12 protein-coding genes and 1 pseudogene are annotated in these 17,046 nt (G+C 33.1%); 5 read left to right on the top strand and 8 right to left on the bottom strand.

The annotated features are described in order from the left end of the window. Nucleotides 1-98 precede the first annotated feature (98 nt). The 6 genes from WBQ70_RS14290 to WBQ70_RS14265 form a co-directional block, all read right to left on the bottom strand. Complete coding sequence (locus tag WBQ70_RS14290; RefSeq protein WP_423915370.1) at nt 99-1,349, bottom strand: CinA family nicotinamide mononucleotide deamidase-related protein; 1,251 nt, start codon at nt 1,347-1,349, stop codon at nt 99-101. 91 nt (nt 1,350-1,440) lie between these two features. Continuing rightward, complete coding sequence (locus WBQ70_RS14285; RefSeq protein ID WP_423915368.1) at nt 1,441-1,794, bottom strand: Hpt domain-containing protein; 354 nt, start codon at nt 1,792-1,794, stop codon at nt 1,441-1,443. Further along, entirely contained in the window at nt 1,794-2,405 is a 612-nt protein-coding gene (locus tag WBQ70_RS14280; protein ID WP_423915366.1) for a fumarylacetoacetate hydrolase family protein, read from the bottom strand. Before WBQ70_RS14280 ends, WBQ70_RS14285 begins: the two co-directional genes overlap by 1 nt. 96 nt (nt 2,406-2,501) lie before the next feature. Further along, the gene (locus tag WBQ70_RS14275; protein ID WP_423915364.1) at nt 2,502-3,272 is read right to left on the bottom strand and encodes an exonuclease domain-containing protein; all 771 of its coding nucleotides are present in this window, start codon (nt 3,270-3,272) and stop codon (nt 2,502-2,504) included. A 395-nt stretch (nt 3,273-3,667) separates the two neighbouring features. Next, a complete protein-coding gene (locus WBQ70_RS14270; protein ID WP_423915362.1) occupies nt 3,668-4,987 on the bottom strand; it encodes a dihydrolipoamide acetyltransferase family protein in 1,320 nt (439 codons plus the stop codon). 85 nt (nt 4,988-5,072) lie between these two features. After that, nucleotides 5,073-6,239, bottom strand: coding sequence for a glycosyltransferase family 2 protein (locus WBQ70_RS14265; protein ID WP_423915360.1), 1,167 nt, complete (start codon nt 6,237-6,239; stop codon nt 5,073-5,075). A 731-nt stretch (nt 6,240-6,970) separates the two neighbouring features. Between WBQ70_RS14265 and WBQ70_RS14260 the strand changes: the two genes are divergently transcribed. Both WBQ70_RS14260 and WBQ70_RS14255 read left to right on the top strand, forming a co-directional pair. Further along, complete coding sequence (locus WBQ70_RS14260) at nt 6,971-8,725, top strand: sulfatase-like hydrolase/transferase (protein ID WP_423915359.1); 1,755 nt, start codon at nt 6,971-6,973, stop codon at nt 8,723-8,725. A 345-nt stretch (nt 8,726-9,070) separates the two neighbouring features. Continuing rightward, nucleotides 9,071-9,196 (top strand): annotated as a pseudogene (locus WBQ70_RS14255) (IS4 family transposase); the annotation flags it as partial. Nucleotides 9,197-9,372: 176 nt separating this feature from the next. On the opposite strand, the gene WBQ70_RS14250 reads toward WBQ70_RS14255, so the two are convergent. Both WBQ70_RS14250 and WBQ70_RS14245 read right to left on the bottom strand, forming a co-directional pair. Beyond that, nucleotides 9,373-10,725: an anion permease gene (locus WBQ70_RS14250; protein ID WP_423915357.1), complete on the bottom strand. Its 1,353-nt coding sequence runs from the start codon at nt 10,723-10,725 to the stop codon at nt 9,373-9,375. A gap of 36 nt (nt 10,726-10,761) precedes the next feature. Continuing rightward, complete coding sequence (locus tag WBQ70_RS14245; RefSeq protein ID WP_423915356.1) at nt 10,762-11,406, bottom strand: DUF47 domain-containing protein; 645 nt, start codon at nt 11,404-11,406, stop codon at nt 10,762-10,764. A 366-nt stretch (nt 11,407-11,772) separates the two neighbouring features. Between WBQ70_RS14245 and thrA the strand changes: the two genes are divergently transcribed. From thrA to thrC, 3 genes are all read left to right on the top strand, one after another. Further along, nucleotides 11,773-14,220: a bifunctional aspartate kinase/homoserine dehydrogenase I gene (gene thrA / locus WBQ70_RS14240; RefSeq protein WP_423915354.1), complete on the top strand. Its 2,448-nt coding sequence runs from the start codon at nt 11,773-11,775 to the stop codon at nt 14,218-14,220. Between the two features lie 114 nt (nt 14,221-14,334). Further along, on the top strand, nt 14,335-15,255 hold the full coding sequence (locus tag WBQ70_RS14235) for a homoserine kinase (protein ID WP_423915352.1): 921 nt from the start codon (nt 14,335-14,337) through the stop codon (nt 15,253-15,255). Nucleotides 15,256-15,400: 145 nt separating this feature from the next. Beyond that, the gene (thrC, locus tag WBQ70_RS14230; protein WP_423915350.1) at nt 15,401-16,690 is read left to right on the top strand and encodes a threonine synthase; all 1,290 of its coding nucleotides are present in this window, start codon (nt 15,401-15,403) and stop codon (nt 16,688-16,690) included. The last annotated feature ends 356 nt before the right edge of the window (nt 16,691-17,046 follow it).

Here is a 17,046-nt window from a genome sequence, read left to right as displayed (position 1 = left end):
GTAAGGTCACAAACTCTTGACATTATATATCTCTTTTAATCGTTATTCAAAATCAGGGTGCAAAGAAAAGAAAAATAAACGATTGAAACAAAAAATAACTACACAATTTTCAAAATTTCTTTCTGTAATATTTCTAAACTTTTATAAACGGCTCTATCTATCACTTTATCACGGGGTTGGCCAAAATTAAATTCTTCAACCAACACCTCATTTGGTGTTGCTAAAGCAATAAAAACAGTTCCGATTTCACCATTCCCATCACCTTTAGTTGGCCCCGCGTTTCCAGTTGTTGCTATAGCATAATCTGATTTCAGCAACTTTTTGACACTCAAGGCCATTGCTTTTACAACTTCGGCACTAACTACTGAAAATTCATCGATTAGCGGGGCTGGAATACCCAAAATATCAACCTTAGCTTCTGTAGCATACGAAACCACACTCCCTTTGAAATAACTAGAAGCTCCCGCAACGGATGTTAAAAGCGATGCAATTGAACCTCCAGTACAACTTTCAGCAGTAGCAATAGTAGTCTTTTGTCTTTTTAACAAATTACCAATTACCACTTCAATGGTTTCATCTTCTTCAAAACCAACTATGATATCGTTGATAATGTTATTTAACAGAACTACTTGATTTTCAATTTCGTTTTGCATTTTTTCTTTATGCGTTCCTCTAGCCGTCAAACGCAAACGCACTCTTCCCGGACTAGGTAAATACGCTAATTTTATAAACTCTGGCAATTCATTTTCCCAATCCTCAAGACGTTCCGCTACCATACTTTCCCCTTGACCATAGGTCAAAATCGTTTTATGTAAAATATACGGTCGTTCGTATTCTTTGACAATTTTTGGCACTATTTCATTTTCAACCAAATATTTCATTTCATAAGGCACACCTGGTAAAGAAACAAAAACCGTATTTTCTTTCTTAACCCACATTCCTGGAGCAGTTCCCACCTGATTATGCAGTACCGTACAACGAGAAGGAACCAACGCTTGATCTTTATTAATTTGTGTAATCGTACGTTTATAAAAACCTTCAATTATCTCCGTTACATGGGCCAAAACAGCTTCATCAACAACCAATTCATCCTCAAAATAATCACAAAATGTTTTTTTAGTAACATCGTCTTTTGTTGGCCCTAAACCCCCTGTAACAATAACCAAATCGACTTTATTTTGAAGTTTATTAAATGTATCTAAAATATGCTGTTTATCATCACTAATAGAAATCATCTCATGTGTCTCGACACCAATTTTATCCAATGCTTTTGAAATAAACGCCGAATTGGTATCCACAATTTGACCTATTAAAATTTCATCTCCAATGGTAACTATAGTCGCTTTCATTCTTTTTAATTTGAACTTATTATATAACGAAAAATTCAACATTTAAGGGTTTGTTAAATGTTGAATTTTTTTATTTTTTTTATCAAAAACACTATCCTACTGCTAAATCAAAATCTTTTTTAATTTCTTTTATTGCATCTTCAATTTGTTTTTTTACGCTTTTGAAAGTATCTACGATGTCTTTCTTTTTTCCTTCAGTTTTAGTCCAAGCTTCAATTTGCAGAATCTCTTCAAAAGCCACATTTAAACCTAATAAATCCAACGTTGGCTTTATTTTATGCGCATAAGCATAGGCGTGTTTGTGATCCTTTTTTTTGATACCTTCTTTAATTTGTGCTAAATCTTCTGGTATTTCAGTAACAAACAATGTCAAAACATCGTTTACAAAATCAGCATCATTGTCTGAAAGTGCGTACACTTTGGAAAGGTTGTAATGTAAAGCCATTATTTTACTTGTATTCTAAATAGTTTATGTCCCTCTAAAAATCCTTCTAAAACATCATTTGGTTTTACAGCAGCTACTCCTTCTGGTGTTCCTGTAAAAATAATATCTCCTATTTTCAAAGTAAAATACTCAGAAACATAAGCAATTATTTCATCTACTTTCCACAGCATTAGCGAGGTATTTCCTTTTTGGATTGTTTTAGAATTGTTCGTTAATTCAAATGTAAGATTTTCTACGGAATTAAAGTGACTTTTAGATAAAAAATCCCCTACCACTGCTGAACCATCAAATGCTTTCGCTTTTTCCCAAGGCAATCCTTTGTCTTTTAGTTTTTGCTGTAAATCTCTAGCAGTAAAATCTATACCTACACTAATTTCGTCATAATACTTATGCGCAAACTTAGGTTCGATATACTTTCCAACTTTATTAATTTTGACAATCAACTCAATTTCGTGGTGAATATCCTCAGAAAATTCTGGAATTACAAAAGGATGTTGTTTTAACAAAACCGCAGAATCTGGTTTCATAAAAATCACAGGCTCGTTAGGACGTTCACTATGGAGCTCTTCAATATGTTTGGTATAATTTCTACCAATACAGATTATCTTCATTATTTTTCAAGTTAATAAGTCGCTAAGTTACTAAGTGGCTAAGAATAAAAGTTTCAAAAAAAACTTAGAATCTCAGAACCTTAGAATCTCAGAACCTTATTTAGTATTTAACTTCCTTAATTTAATTGCTGTCAAAACCTTTTTAGTATACAAAGGGAAATCTGCATTTTGAATCCAACTGAAATAACCTGGTTCTGACTCTAAAATATCATTCACCCTTTTGCCTTTATGTTTACCAAAAGTAAAAATCTCTTCATCTTCTTTATTAAAAGAAATCATTCCCGCAAAATCCGCAATTTTTTTTCTTGTTGAAAATTCAGATAAGGATTTTATATCATTCTCTAAATCTGGATAACGCTCTAATTGCGCTTTCAAAATCTCGTAAGTTGCCATCGTATCTGCTTCTGCTGAATGAGCATTTTCTAAACTTTGATTGCAATAAAACTTATAAGCGGCACTCAAAGTACGCTCTTCTTTTTTATGAAAAATAGTTTGAACATCAACTGAAACGCGGTTTTTCATATCAAAATCAACTCCTGCACGCAATAATTCTTCGGCTAATAACGGAATATCAAAACGATCCGAATTAAAACCACCCAAATCACTATCTTTTATCATATTATACACCTGAGTTGCCAGTTCGTTAAAAGTAGGTTCATTAGCTACTTTTTCATCTGTAATTCCATGTACTGCGGTAGTTTGAGCCGGAATTGGAATCGTTGGATTTACTAACCAAGTTTTACTTTCTTTATTTCCGTTGGGATATACTTTAAATATCGAGATTTCAACAATTCTATCTTTCCCTATATCAATACCTGTTGTTTCAAGGTCGAAAAAGCAAATTGGTTTATTGAGTTTTAATTCCATTTTAGATTTTTGTAAGAAGTACAAATATAAATTTTTAAGCCGGTTTTTAATCAAAAAGACAAACTATTTTGACATAAAATTGAGTTTTGATTATTTTTCTAAAACACACTTCATCTACGATCAGTGTAGGATAAAACTATAGTTTTTTGATCTTTACCATACGCTTTTTTTAGGGTAATTAATACAGGTTAACATTCAAAAAAAACAGACCAATTAAAGATTTAACTTTCTTATAAAAGTATCACAAGTAAATCAAATCTAATAAAAAACGCTATGTAGTACTATTAAAGTAAGACATCTTTTAATATCAACAACCCCTAAGGCTATGTGTCAAAAAAAATAACCCCAATAAAAATCAATTCATTGGGGTTTGTTATTTTTATATTTAATGCGTACTAAAAATTTCGATTCAGATCAAAAGCTTCTAAATATTCGGCTACACGTTTTACGAACATTCCACCAAGGGCACCATCAACAATACGATGGTCATAACTGTGGGTTAAGAACATTTTTTGGCGAATGCCTATAAAATCACCTTCTGGTGTTTCAATAACTGCGGGTACTTTACGTATAGCGCCAAGAGCCAAAATCCCTACTTCAGGTTGATTGATAATTGGTGTTCCAAAAACACTTCCAAACGAACCTACATTCGTTACAGTATATGTTCCTCCTTTTGTATCATCTGGTTTTAATTTTCCTGCTTTAGCACGACTTCCTAGGTCATTCACTGCTTTTGCCATTCCTACTAAGTTCAGTTGATCTGCATTTTTAATAACTGGCACAATTAAATTCCCATTAGGCAAAGCGGCTGCCATTCCTAAGTTGATATTTTTCTTTTTAATAACATAATCTCCATCAACAGAAACATTCATGGCTGGATAATCTTTCAAAGCTTTGGCTACAGCCTCCATAAAGATAGGCGTGTATGTAAGCTTTTCCCCTTCTCTTTTTTCGAATTCATTTTTATGTTGATCACGCCATTTTACAATATTCGTTACATCTACCTCAATAAATGACTGAACATGCACCGAAGTTTGTATCGAAGCCACCATATACCCGGCAATCAACTTACGCATTCTATCCATCTCTACCACTTCATCACCTCCATTTACAGAAAGTGGTGCTTTGACCACTGGCGGTGTTTTTTGGGAAAGAGAAGGATTCTCTACCTTACTCATTGACATAGTGTCTGCAGTATAGGCTGGGGTTATTTTATTAAATTTACGATTTTCAACATACTCTAAAATATCATTTTTAGTTACACGCTGATCTTTACCCGTACCTACAATCATTTCAAGTTCATCAACAGAAACCCCTTCGGTAACGGCGATATTTTTAACCAGAGGAGAAAAGAATTTGTCAGACTTAGAAAAATTCTCTGGAGTAGCCAATAACTCTTTAGCTACTTCTACTGCTCTGGCAACCTCAGTAATAATTTCTGGATTAACAGTTTCATCAACCGTATCAACCACTTCATCCGTTTCAATTATAGCAAATGTTTGCCCTACTTGAACCAAATCATCTTTTTTAAAAAGCTGTTCCACCAAGACACCCGATACCTCAGATGGCACTTCGCTATCTACTTTATCTGTTGCTACTTCAACTACAGTTTCATCCGCTTCAATAGTATCACCAATAGCTTTTAACCAATTCGTAATAGTTGCTTCAGCGACACTTTCTCCCATTCTTGGAAGTTTCAATTCAAATCTTGCCATATAGTATTAACCTTAAAAAGGTACTTTTATTTTCTGTTTTGCAAAATTAGTCATTTTTTAAAATATAAAATTCATTAATTGAGTTTTAAACATCAATCTTAACAACTGTCCCTCTTTCATTAGAATTATCACTGCCAATCAAAAACTCATTTTCTTTTGATACTATTTTAAAAGTAAACCGCTTATTTTTTAAGATTTCCATAAAGGCTATACATTTTTTAAACGGAATTGTATTAGCATCTAATAGTATTTCTATAGGTAATTCAGGAGGAGTCAATGACGGTAATTCCATTTTTTCCGTATTCAAATCATGAAAAACCACTTTTTTTTGTAATACATTTGCTAGTTTGTTGACCAATGAATTGTTTTTAGAATACAACACAAAATGTTTTTTCCCTTTTTGAACGATCCTTTTACCTTGAAACATTTTTATCACAGAAAAAAACAAAATTCCTATTTTCATGAATATCGAAAACAAAACAGATACTTTAAAATGTTTTTTGTAAAAGAAATTCATTGCTTCTTGAAAACGCTTCATATAAGTACTATCTTTAACAGTACTCTCTCCTTTATAATGAATAACGGTAGTTTCGTGAAAGTAATAATTTGATTTTCTTTTTTGTAATACCATATACGACAAATCAATATCGTCTGAATACATAAAACAATCTTCATCAAATCCGCCAACATCCAAATACAACTGTTTTTCCATCACCATAAAAGCCCCAACGAGAATTTCAACTTCCCCTGTTTGATTTTTAGCCAAATGACCTGCATAATAACGATCAAACAAAGTAGTATTAGGAAATAGTTTATATAAAGCTGTAATTTTAGTAAAAGCTACCCAAGGCGTGGGCGTACCTCTTTTGCTTTCAGGTAGAAATTTCCCAGCACCATCAATGAGTTTTACTCCAATAATACCTAAATTTTTTTGTCTTTCGGCGAAAGCCAACACTTTAACAAAAGTATCTTCAGCAACTACGGTATCAGGATTAAGAATGCAAATATATTTTCCTTTAGCTTTAGCTACTCCAATATTATTTCCTTTGGGGAAACCCGAATTTTCTTTGTTTTCAATCAGTTGCACTTCAGGAAACCGTTCTTTCATCATTTGACAACTATCGTCAGAAGAATTGTTGTCAATTACAATAATTTCCGAATCAAAGTCAACCAAAGCAGCTTCAACACTAGAAACACAGAGTTCTAAAAAATGTCGAACGTTATAATTAAGAATGATTACAGAAAGTTGCATGTCACAAATATAAAGAGATAAATTACTTTTACAAGTTAAAATCAAAGGCTATAATTACAAATTCATGAATTATTACCTCCATTACTTGTTTCGCTAATTTGCTAACGCTCGAATTGCTAATTATGTAAAAAAAATACGATAAATTTAGCGCTTAAAAATTGAATTAGTACAAATCTTTATGTACCAATTAACAAAAGAAAAATTTGCGAATTAGCGATTATAGTAACTCATGATAGTATTTATCTTTTTAACAAAAAATTCAAATTTAAAGAAACAACGGTTTAGGTACTTCCTAAAACCGCAGGTACTTTTGTCGCAAAAGAAAAGAAACCAATAACTTCAAATGATTGATTAGGTGTGCTACTTATTTAGAAGAAAAAAAATGTATTGCTCAGACTGGTTACAACAAACATCATAAACCATATTATTTATTTTTTATATGCTTTTGATGGAAACTCTTTTTTCATAACCAATGAGATAATAATAAAAAACATTTGTTTACTACCAAATAACAATTGCATATTAGAATTAATCCATAAAAAAAACCATAGACACTATTTATTTTTTTAAACTAGTCCCTGAGTAGTCTAAACAATCCAAATCGCCGAAGGTAATTTACATTTATAACAAGATAAAAAAGACTTAACCTTCAACAAAACCTAGTTATAAATTGCTTTGTTATCTCAACACTATTTTATAAGTCTAGAAACATAAAGTCAAACTTTACCTATATGAAATTACAATTAAATATTTGGTTAGTAGCAATTACTCTACTATCCTTTTTTTTTCAACACTCTAAAACATGGAGTCAAACACGCCCAAATATTATTGTGATTTTGACTGATGATATGGGGTATGCTGATGTAGGTTTTAACGGAGGAACAAATGTAGCCACTCCTAATATAGATGCATTAGCAAATATTGGTACTGTTTTTTCATCTGCTTATGTAGCACATCCTTTTTGTGGACCAAGTAGAACAGCTATTATGACAGGTCGTTATCCTCATAAAATAGGAGCTCAATACAATTTAGCAGAGACTGATGTAACCAATGGTATTGATCTAAATGAAACTTTTTTCTCTAAAGTTTTACAAGATGCTGGATACAAAACGGGTGCTTTTGGAAAATGGCATTTAGGCCAAGCTACAGCTTACAAACCAAATCAACGAGGATTTGATTATTTTTATGGGTTTTTACCAGGAGGCCATAATTACACTACAGCAACACCAGGTACTAACCCGTATACATGGGCCTTACAGAGAAATAATGCTTCCGCAGGAACGGCTAACGGTTTGTATATTACGGATTTATTTTCTGATGAAGCTGTTGCATTTATTAATAATGCAGAAAGCAATGATGCTCAACCCTTTTTCATGTATATAGCATATAACGCCCCTCATTCTCCAACAACACCTTTAGTTAGTGATGTAACAGCAATTACAAGTGCCCCATATAATTTAATATTTCCAAATACTACTGATGGTAATTTAAGAAAAGATCATGCTGCTTTAGTCTATGGTGTTGACAGAGGCATAAAAAAAATTGTAGATGAGCTAAAGCTTAAAGGAGAATTTGACAATACTTTAATTGTTTTTTTAAGTGATAATGGAGGTAAAGTAGCTGTTGATGGAGCAAATAACAGTCCTTTGAAAGGAGAAAAAGGAGATACTTATGAAGGAGGATACAGAGTACCTATGTTTATGGTCTATCCTAATCATATTGCTGCTGGTGCAAAATATAATGATCCAGTTTCTTCTCTTGATTTCTATCCAACATTTGTGGATCTTGCTGGAGGGACTATCCCTGTCGGGAAACAACTTGATGGAAAAAACATCTATCCAAATATTATTGCTAGTACAAATGCTCGCGCAGGCGAGGCTATTTATACGTTAAGACACAATGGAACCGGCTTTAATAATGTAGGAATAAGAATGGATCAATGGAAAGCTTTTTCTACTGGAAATGGAGTATGGCAACTTTATAATATCGTTAATGATATAGGAGAAACAACTAATTTAGCGTCACAAAATCCAACAATACTTAAAAAGATGGTTGAAGGAGCTTATCAATGGTCTAAAACGAATGTCGATGCTTTGTTTTTTGATAGCCCTGCTGCATCAACGCCATGGAGTGATGCAAATCCTCCTACTAAACCAGAAAACACACTTCCTAATTATCAAAAAACATTTTCTGGATACACTTTACAAACTCCAAAATTTTTAAACTATAAATACGCTGTTAGTTTACACCCAAACCCTGCAAAATCAGAGGTAAATATCGAATTAAATTTTGAAGCTATTGATGAAATTGATGTTTATATTTATGATGCAACAGGTCGTCCAGTTCAAGTTCAAAAGAATTTAATTATTGGAGAAAATAATGCTATAAAATTTAAACTAAATCCCAACTTAGTTAACGGAACATATTATGTCAGACTCGTATCAGGCGATTATTCTTTTAGCAAAGGATTGATAGTCAAAAAATAAATACTACAATCTATTTCAATATAAAGGGCTTTTAAATTAATGATAGAAAAGTGGAGATTAAAGTTTTTTATATGGGATAAGTGGCCTATACACTTATCCCTTTTTACTTTTTCTTCTATTCCTTCTACAGTCTTAATCTCCTACTCCTAATGTTTTGAATAACTCCTACTATACACAATAAGGTTTCTAGAATAAAACATAACCGATAATTGACAATAGGGAAAAAACAGCCCAAAATGCCATACGCTAGGGTAAATTTGAGAAAACAGCCCAACAGAAGACGTCAATTCCAAATGTGGTACAAAATAATTTTCAAAGCGATAAAGCAAATCCTATAAATAAAAATTTTTTAAGACAAGTGAAAACATCGATAAATCTCAAATTTATATCGCATTAATCATTTACTTATTGGTTGAATTGACAAATTTAACTATATCTAAAAAGATAAAGTATTTTAACCTAAGTCAAAGATAGGAACCCTAATGGAAGCGGCATCCTTATGGCGGTGGCTCATTATACTGTCCCAAGATATCAAGAACAGCAGGATTCAAACTTCCTAAAAAAGGCTAAACTTATGCTTAAAAAAAAATAAACCATCCTTATTTATATAAATAAGGATGGTTTATCATTTTGATTAAATACGTATACTAAATAAAAATACTTAAGATATAATAACATAAAGCGGCCAATAATCCTGAAACAGGAATGGTCAATACCCAAGCCCATAATAAACTTACAGTCACACCCCAACGAACCGCTGAAACACGTTTGGTCAAACCAACACCTATAATTGATCCTGTAATGGTATGTGTCGTACTTACTGGTACTTTAAAATGTTCTGTAAAATAAAGTGTCAAAGCACCTGCCGTTTCAGCGGCAACACCTTCAAAAGAAGTTACTTTGGTAATTTTAGACCCCATGGTTTTTACAATTTTCCAACCTCCACTTAAGGTACCTACAGCAATAGCCGTATAACAAGCTAACGGAATCCACTCAGGCATTGCGCCTTTGATTCCTTTATCATCATTTGGAAGTACCACTTGTAACCACTCTGGCAGCGTAATAATATCAACACCACTAGTCTTAATATAAACCGCAACTGCTGCAGCAATAATACCCATTACTTTTTGCGAATCGTTACCACCATGACCTAAACTAAAGGCTGCAGAGGACAATAACTGCATTTTTTTCAACACGGCTTCCGCTTTGTGCAAATTCAAACTACTAAAGACCAATGCAAATGTTGAAATGGACAATATAATAAAAGCTACCAAAAACCATTTTATATTATGCGATTCAAACACTACACTCCAAAAAACAGAAGACTCAAAACGTGGTTCTTCGATTTGTTCAATAGGAACCATTTGACTATAAACAAACCATACGGACACTATCATTAATAAAGCAGTAAATACTTTAGGAAGTATCGTTTTCTTTGAAGCATTTAATAACCAAATTGAAATCAAGTAAGACATCAAAGCTCCCAATAAAGGCGCAAGGACTATAAATATGATGATAATCATAACCCCTGAAGGCATCCCTCCGTTTTTCCCTTCTTTATACCAACTTACAATATTATACCAATGTTTAGTGTGTTCCACTCCGTCTTCAATAATAGTGTAATCTGAAAATCCGTGTATTGCAATGGCATGAGCAATAGCAGCACCTGCAAAACCTCCAATCAAAGTGTGCGATGAACTTGAAGGAATTCCTTGCCACCAAGTAATTAAATTCCAAGCAATAGCTGCAAGAACACCTGCAAGAATTACGGTTAGATTAATTTGACTCGAATCAGCAGTTTTAGCAACTGTATTAGCCACACCCAACCCAAAAACCCAATAGGCTAGAAAGTTAAAAAAAGCAGCCCAAATAACCGCTTGAACAGGTGATAGCACCTTAGTTGCGACTACAGTAGCAATGGCATTAGCAGCATCGTGAAAACCATTGATGTAATCAAAGATTAAAGACAATACTATTATAACTATAAGAAGAGTAAACATAATTTTGATTGAAAGATTGAAAAATTTTCGAAATTATTACGAATGCTTCACAGCAATAGATTCTAGAACACTAGCAACACTCTTACATTTATCAGTAGCGGTTTCTAGAATAGACAACACTTCTTTGTATTTGATAATGTTTTTAGCATCAGTTTCGTTTTCAAAAATTTCAAAAACAGCTTTATTATAAACATTATCTGATTTATTTTCTAACTTGCTAATTCTAGCACAAGCTTCGGTAATCTTCTTAATATTTTTAAAATCTCTCAATTGTTTTACTGCAGAATCAATTTGTTGACAAGCATCTAAATTGATTTCAGTTAATTTTCGAATTGATTTGGTGATTTTATCAACTTGATACAAACGCATGATACTTGAAGCGCCATGCAATCTATCTGCAACGTTATCAATTGACGTAATTAAAGAGTAAATATCTTCTCTATCAAAAGGAGTAATGAAATTTCTACTCAATTCCAAGTTTGTTTGACGTGTAATATCCTCTCCTTTTTGTTCCAATACATCAATTTTTTGAAAAAGTGCTTCTCTTTCTTTCAAAGGCAAATTAACTGCCTCATGTAAATCAGATGCTAATTCAATCAAATTACTTGATGCTTCTTCAAAAAGTGGAAAAAACTTTTTGTCTTTTGGTACTAAAAATTGGAAGATACTATTTAATGACATTTTTATCTATTTAATTATTTGTCGCAAATTTAATTTATTTTTTTAAACAAGAGTCATGATTCACAACAAATCAACTTTGGAACAAAAATCTTTAATTTAATTTCATCAAAAAAAAACAGAATAAAGCTTTTTGGTTTTTTATAAAAAAAACGTACTTTTGAAATCTCTTTATGATTAAAAACAGAAAAACATACCTTACTTCTTTACCAACTTCTAACGAAGTTGTCATTTCTGTTACTTTTACAACAACCACTACCCCTTTGGGGTAAACTTTTCACATATAATAGTATATTTGCATTTTCCTTATTCAAGGAAAGTCTTGGATGTATAAAAAATAGTACATTTTTTTTTAATAAAATAAACGGAATGAAAGTATTAAAATTTGGCGGGACTTCAGTAGCCAATGCAACAAACATAAAATTAGTTTTAGACATAGTCGCTAATAAAGCCAAGCAAGACAAAATAATTGTTGTGGTTTCAGCTCTTAGTAAAGTAACCGACACCTTACACTTAGCTGCCGCAAAAGCCGCAGCAAATGATGAATCTTTTAAAGAAATCATTGCTGATATTGAAAAAATGCATTTAGACACTTTGAAACAGCTAATTCCAGTTAGCGAACAAAGCGGTCTATTAAGCCATGTAAAACGAATCATCAATCATCTTGAAACATTATTAGATGGTTGTTATCTATTAGGAGAACTTTCAGCTAGAACTTTAGATACCATCTTAAGTTTTGGAGAATTACTTTCTTCGTATATCATTGCTGAAGCATTGAAACAAAATTTAAAAAGCAGCAGTTACAAAGACAGCCGCGAATTAATTAGAACAAATAACAACTTTGGTAAAGCAACTGTAAACTTTGACGTTACTAATTTATTGATTGCTGAATTTTTCAGTTTCAATAAAGACCAAGTTGTTGTAATGCCAGGTTTTATTTCATCATCAACTGATGGAATTAGCACTACTCTTGGTCGTGGTGGTTCTGACTATACTGCCGCTATCGTAGCAGCAGCTTTGGACGCCTCTGACTTAGAAATCTGGACAGATGTAAACGGAATGTTTACTGCTAATCCTAAGATCGTAAAACAAGCACAACCTATTGCTACCATTTCGTACCAAGAGGCAATGGAATTATCGCATTTTGGCGCCAAAGTATTGTACCCACCTACAATCCAACCGGTATTACAAAAAAACATACCATTATATATAAAGAATACTTTTTCTCCTGAGGAAGAAGGAACCTATATTTCTAACAATCCAATTGCAACTACTAATCCTGTAAAAGGAATAAGCCATATTGAAAAAATCACTTTGATTACTCTTGAAGGATCAGGAATGATTGGTGTTACAGGTTCGTCAAAAAGACTTTTCGAAGTACTTTCTCAAATGCATATTAATGTTATTTTTATCACTCAAGCTTCATCTGAACATTCGATTTGTATCGGAATTCAAAACGAAGATGCTGAAATCGCTGAAATCGCTATCAACAAAGCATTTGAAATCGAAATCGACCAGAACAAAGTTGATCCATGTATCGTGGAACAAAACTTATGCATCATTGCACTTGTAGGTGAGAACATGAAAAACCATCAAGGTTTGAGCGGTAAAATGTTCAGCACTTTAGGAAAAAACAATGTAAACATTCGTGCGATTGCGCAAGGAGCTTCTGAAAGAAATATCTCTGCGGTTATTAATGAAAGAGATGTAAAGAAAGCATTGAATACCCTTCACGAACGTTTCTTTGAAGACAACACCAAACAATTGAACCTATTTGTAATGGGTGTTGGTAATGTGGGTGAAAAATTCATGGAGCAAATTAACCAACAAAGAAAATTCTTGAAAGAGAATTTAAAAATAAACCTTCGTATAATTGCCGTTTCTAATTCTAGAAAAATGCATTTTGACGAAGACGGAATTGACTTGAAAACATGGCAAGCTGTTTTAGCTGACGGAGAACCTGCAAGCCAACAAGAATTTGTTTCCAAAGTAAAAAAGCTGAATTTACGTAACAGTATTTTTGTAGACATCACTGCAAATCAAGGTGTTTCTCAATTATACGAACAATTCTTAAAAGAAAGTGTTGGAGTTGTGACTTGTAATAAAATTGCTTGTGCTTCAGAGTTCAGTAATTACAAACACTTGAAAAATCTTTCTCGTCAATACAATGCGCCTTTCTTATTTGAAACTAATGTGGGTGCAGGATTACCTATTATCGACACGGTTAAAAACTTAATTGCATCAGGTGATAAAGTGAATAAAATTCAAGCCGTTTTATCAGGAAGTTTGAACTTTATCTTCAATAATTTTGATGAGAAAAATTCATTCCATGACGTGGTAAAAGAAGCTGGAGTTCAAGGTTTCACTGAACCAGATCCAACTATTGACTTAAGCGGAATTGACGTAGCTAGAAAAATTCTCATCTTAATTCGTGAAAGCGGTTATACAATGGATATCGAAGAAATTGCTAACGAATCGTTCCTACCTCCAGCTTGTTTGCAAACTAAATCTAATGAAGAATTCTTTGCTTCGTTAATTGAATATGCAGCTCATTTTGATGGTATTTACCAAGAAGCGTTGAGTAAAGATTCAAGATTAAAATATGTAGCACAATTTGAGAATGGTAAAGCAAGCGTAGGTTTGCAATTCATCCCAAAAGACCATCCTTTCTACAACCTAGAAGGAAAAGATAATATCGTCTTATTTTACACCGACCGTTACGTTGACCAACCTTTATTAATCAAAGGTGCTGGTGCGGGAGCTGCGGTGACTGCTTCAGGGATTTTTGCAGATGTGATTAGAATAGGAAATGTTTAAAAATTAAGTTGCTAAGCAACTGAGACTCTAAGTCGCTAAGAGATGTATTTCATTCAGAAACTACCTTTTTCAACTTAGAACCTCAAAAACTTAGAACCTCAGAACCTTATAAAAATGAATGAAATAAAAGTATTTTGCCCTGCTACCATTGCGAATCTCTCTTGTGGATTTGACGTTTTGGGATTGTGCTTAGACAATGTTGGGGACGAAATGATTATTCGAAAATCAACTGAAAAGGGTGTTCGCATCACCAAAATTGAAGGTGCTGATTTACCTCTTGAAACCGAAAGAAATGTTGCTGGTGTGGCTTTGTTAGCGATGCTAGAAGAAACAAAAGCCGACTTTGGTTTTGAAATCGAAATTTACAAATACATCAAAGCCGGAAGCGGAATTGGTAGTAGTGCTGCTAGTTCAGCTGGTGCTGTCTTTGGTGCCAATGAATTATTAGGTAAACCATTTACCCGAAAAGAGTTGGTTAAATTCGCGATGCAAGGCGAAAAACTAGCTTCTGGAAATGCACATGCTGATAATGTTGCTCCTGCCCTTTTGGGAGGGTTTACGTTGGTTCGAAGTTCGAATCCATTAGATATTATCAAAATCGAAAGTCCGTCGTTATTGTACGCTACGGTGATCCATCCGCAAATCGAGTTGAAAACTTCGGATGCGCGTTCGGTATTGAAGCAAACCGTTTCTTTAAAAAGCGCGATTACGCAATGGGGAAATGTAGGTGGACTAATTGCAGGATTGTATACTCAAGATTACGAACTAATTGGCCGTTCATTACATGACGAAATAGTTGAGCCTTTAAGAAGTGTTTTGATTCCAGGTTTTGATTTGATCAAACAAGCGGCATACGAACAAGGAGCATTAGGTTCAGGGATTTCAGGTTCAGGTCCTTCTATTTTTGCTTTAAGCAAAGGAAAAGAAACCGCCGAAAAAGTAGCCAAAGCCATGTGCGCCGTTTACGACGAAATAAAATTGCCTTACGAAATTCACGTATGTAAAGTGAATGATGAAGGGATGAGAGTTATTTAAAAATTAAGGAATTTGGATTTGGGAATTTGGACTTACTGAATCCTAAATCTAGAATAACAATAAGTATTAAAAATTAAGGAATTTTGATTTGGGAATTTTAATTTATTAAATCCTAAATAAGAAAATCCTAAATCCTAAATATAAAATGAAATATTACAGTTTAAACCATAACGCACCAAACGTTTCTTTTCAAGAAGCAGTAATTCAAGGATTAGCCTCTGATAAAGGATTGTATTTTCCTGAAAGTATTACTCCTCTTCCTCAGGCGTTTTTTGACAATATTGAAAATTTAAGTAACGAAGAAATTGCTTTTGCTGCAATCCAACAATTTGTTGGGGACGAAATTCCAGAAGCGAAATTAAAAGAAATCATTGCCGAAACTTTATGTTTTGATTTCCCAGTAGTTCCTGTAGAAAACGGAATTTACTCTCTAGAATTGTTTCATGGTCCTACGATGGCGTTTAAAGATGTGGGAGCACGCTTTATGTCTCGTTGTTTGGGGTATTTTAACAAAGATAAAAAAGATAGCAAAAACACCGTATTAGTAGCGACATCTGGAGATACAGGTGGAGCGGTTGCTAGTGGGTTTCTTGGTGTAAAAGGCGTTGAAGTCATCATTCTTTATCCTTCTGGAAAAGTGAGTGACATTCAAGAAAAACAATTAACGACTTTAGGTCAAAATATCAAAGCTTTAGAAGTGGATGGTGTTTTTGATGATTGTCAAGATATGGTTAAAAAAGCATTCTTAGACGAAAGCTTAAAACACAAAGGATTAACATCAGCGAATTCTATAAATATTGCACGCTGGTTGCCACAGATGTTTTACTTTTTCTTTGCGTACAAAGCCTTGAAAAACCAAAATAAAAAATTAATTTTCTCTTGTCCTAGTGGAAATTTTGGAAATATCTGTGCAGGTATTATTGCTAAAAAAATGGGCTTACCAGTTCATCATTTTGTTGCTTCTACAAATGTGAATGATACGGTTCCAAGATTCTTAGTAGATGGGAAATACGATCCAAAAGCCTCGATTGCAACTATTTCAAATGCGATGGATGTAGGGAATCCGAGTAACTTTATTCGTATTCAAGAGATGTATAACAACGATTTAGAGAAGTTTAAAAAAGACTTTTCATCCTACTGTTTTACAGATAAAGAAACGACTGTTGCAATGCAAAACATATACAAAACCGACGGTTATATTGCCGAGCCTCATGGTGCGGTAGGATATTTAGGTTTGAAGAAAGAATTGGTTTTACATGAAAATGCGATTGGTATTTTCTTAGAGACTGCTCACCCAATAAAATTCTTAGATGTGGTAGAACCTGCTTTGAATATCACCCTTCCAATTCCAACTCAAATTGAAGCGGTAATGCATGAACCAAAAACAAGTACTAAAATCAAGACTTATGAGGAATTGAAAGCTTTTTTAGGTTAATAATTTATTCAAATCATACTATAAATAACGACTAAGAAGTGATTTTTAGTCGTTTTTTTTAAAAATTGTCCCAAAAGTTTAAATAACTACTTCTAAACTGCTTTGTACTTTATATAAATAGCGATTTAGTTTTTATTCAAAATAAGTTAGAATCGAGTTTTTCCTTTTTAGACTAACTAATATTTATGCTTAATTTTTGTCGCTCCACAGGTTCTAGGATTGATCCAACTTGATTCTATAATAATTAAAAAACAGTTTGTCTCGTCCTAAATAACCGATACAGATTATTAGACAAAAATATTTAATTTAAACACTTGCAAAAACGTTTTTGCAAGTGTTTTTTGTTTTATAAGTCC

The organism is Flavobacterium sp. (assembly GCF_049590715.1).
Taxonomy (GTDB): Bacteria; Bacteroidota; Bacteroidia; order Flavobacteriales; family Flavobacteriaceae; genus Flavobacterium.
This window is presented reverse-complemented; position numbering and strand designations above follow the sequence as displayed.

Excerpts from the sequence above, each read along its gene's own strand:
- WBQ70_RS14280 (WP_423915366.1), bottom strand. The coding sequence starts at position 2,405 with ATGAAGATAATCTGTATTGGTAGAAATTATACCAAACATATTGAAGAG.
- thrC (WP_423915350.1), top strand. The coding sequence starts at position 15,401 with ATGAAATATTACAGTTTAAACCATAACGCACCAAACGTTTCTTTTCAA.
- thrA (WP_423915354.1), top strand. The coding sequence starts at position 11,773 with ATGAAAGTATTAAAATTTGGCGGGACTTCAGTAGCCAATGCAACAAAC.
- WBQ70_RS14275 (WP_423915364.1), bottom strand. The coding sequence starts at position 3,272 with ATGGAATTAAAACTCAATAAACCAATTTGCTTTTTCGACCTTGAAACA.
- WBQ70_RS14235 (WP_423915352.1), top strand. The coding sequence starts at position 14,335 with ATGAATGAAATAAAAGTATTTTGCCCTGCTACCATTGCGAATCTCTCT.
- WBQ70_RS14250 (WP_423915357.1), bottom strand. The coding sequence starts at position 10,725 with ATGTTTACTCTTCTTATAGTTATAATAGTATTGTCTTTAATCTTTGAT.
- WBQ70_RS14260 (WP_423915359.1), top strand. The coding sequence starts at position 6,971 with ATGAAATTACAATTAAATATTTGGTTAGTAGCAATTACTCTACTATCC.
- WBQ70_RS14245 (WP_423915356.1), bottom strand. The coding sequence starts at position 11,406 with ATGTCATTAAATAGTATCTTCCAATTTTTAGTACCAAAAGACAAAAAG.
- WBQ70_RS14270 (WP_423915362.1), bottom strand. The coding sequence starts at position 4,987 with ATGGCAAGATTTGAATTGAAACTTCCAAGAATGGGAGAAAGTGTCGCT.
- WBQ70_RS14285 (WP_423915368.1), bottom strand. The coding sequence starts at position 1,794 with ATGGCTTTACATTACAACCTTTCCAAAGTGTACGCACTTTCAGACAAT.
- WBQ70_RS14290 (WP_423915370.1), bottom strand. The coding sequence starts at position 1,349 with ATGAAAGCGACTATAGTTACCATTGGAGATGAAATTTTAATAGGTCAA.
- WBQ70_RS14265 (WP_423915360.1), bottom strand. The coding sequence starts at position 6,239 with ATGCAACTTTCTGTAATCATTCTTAATTATAACGTTCGACATTTTTTA.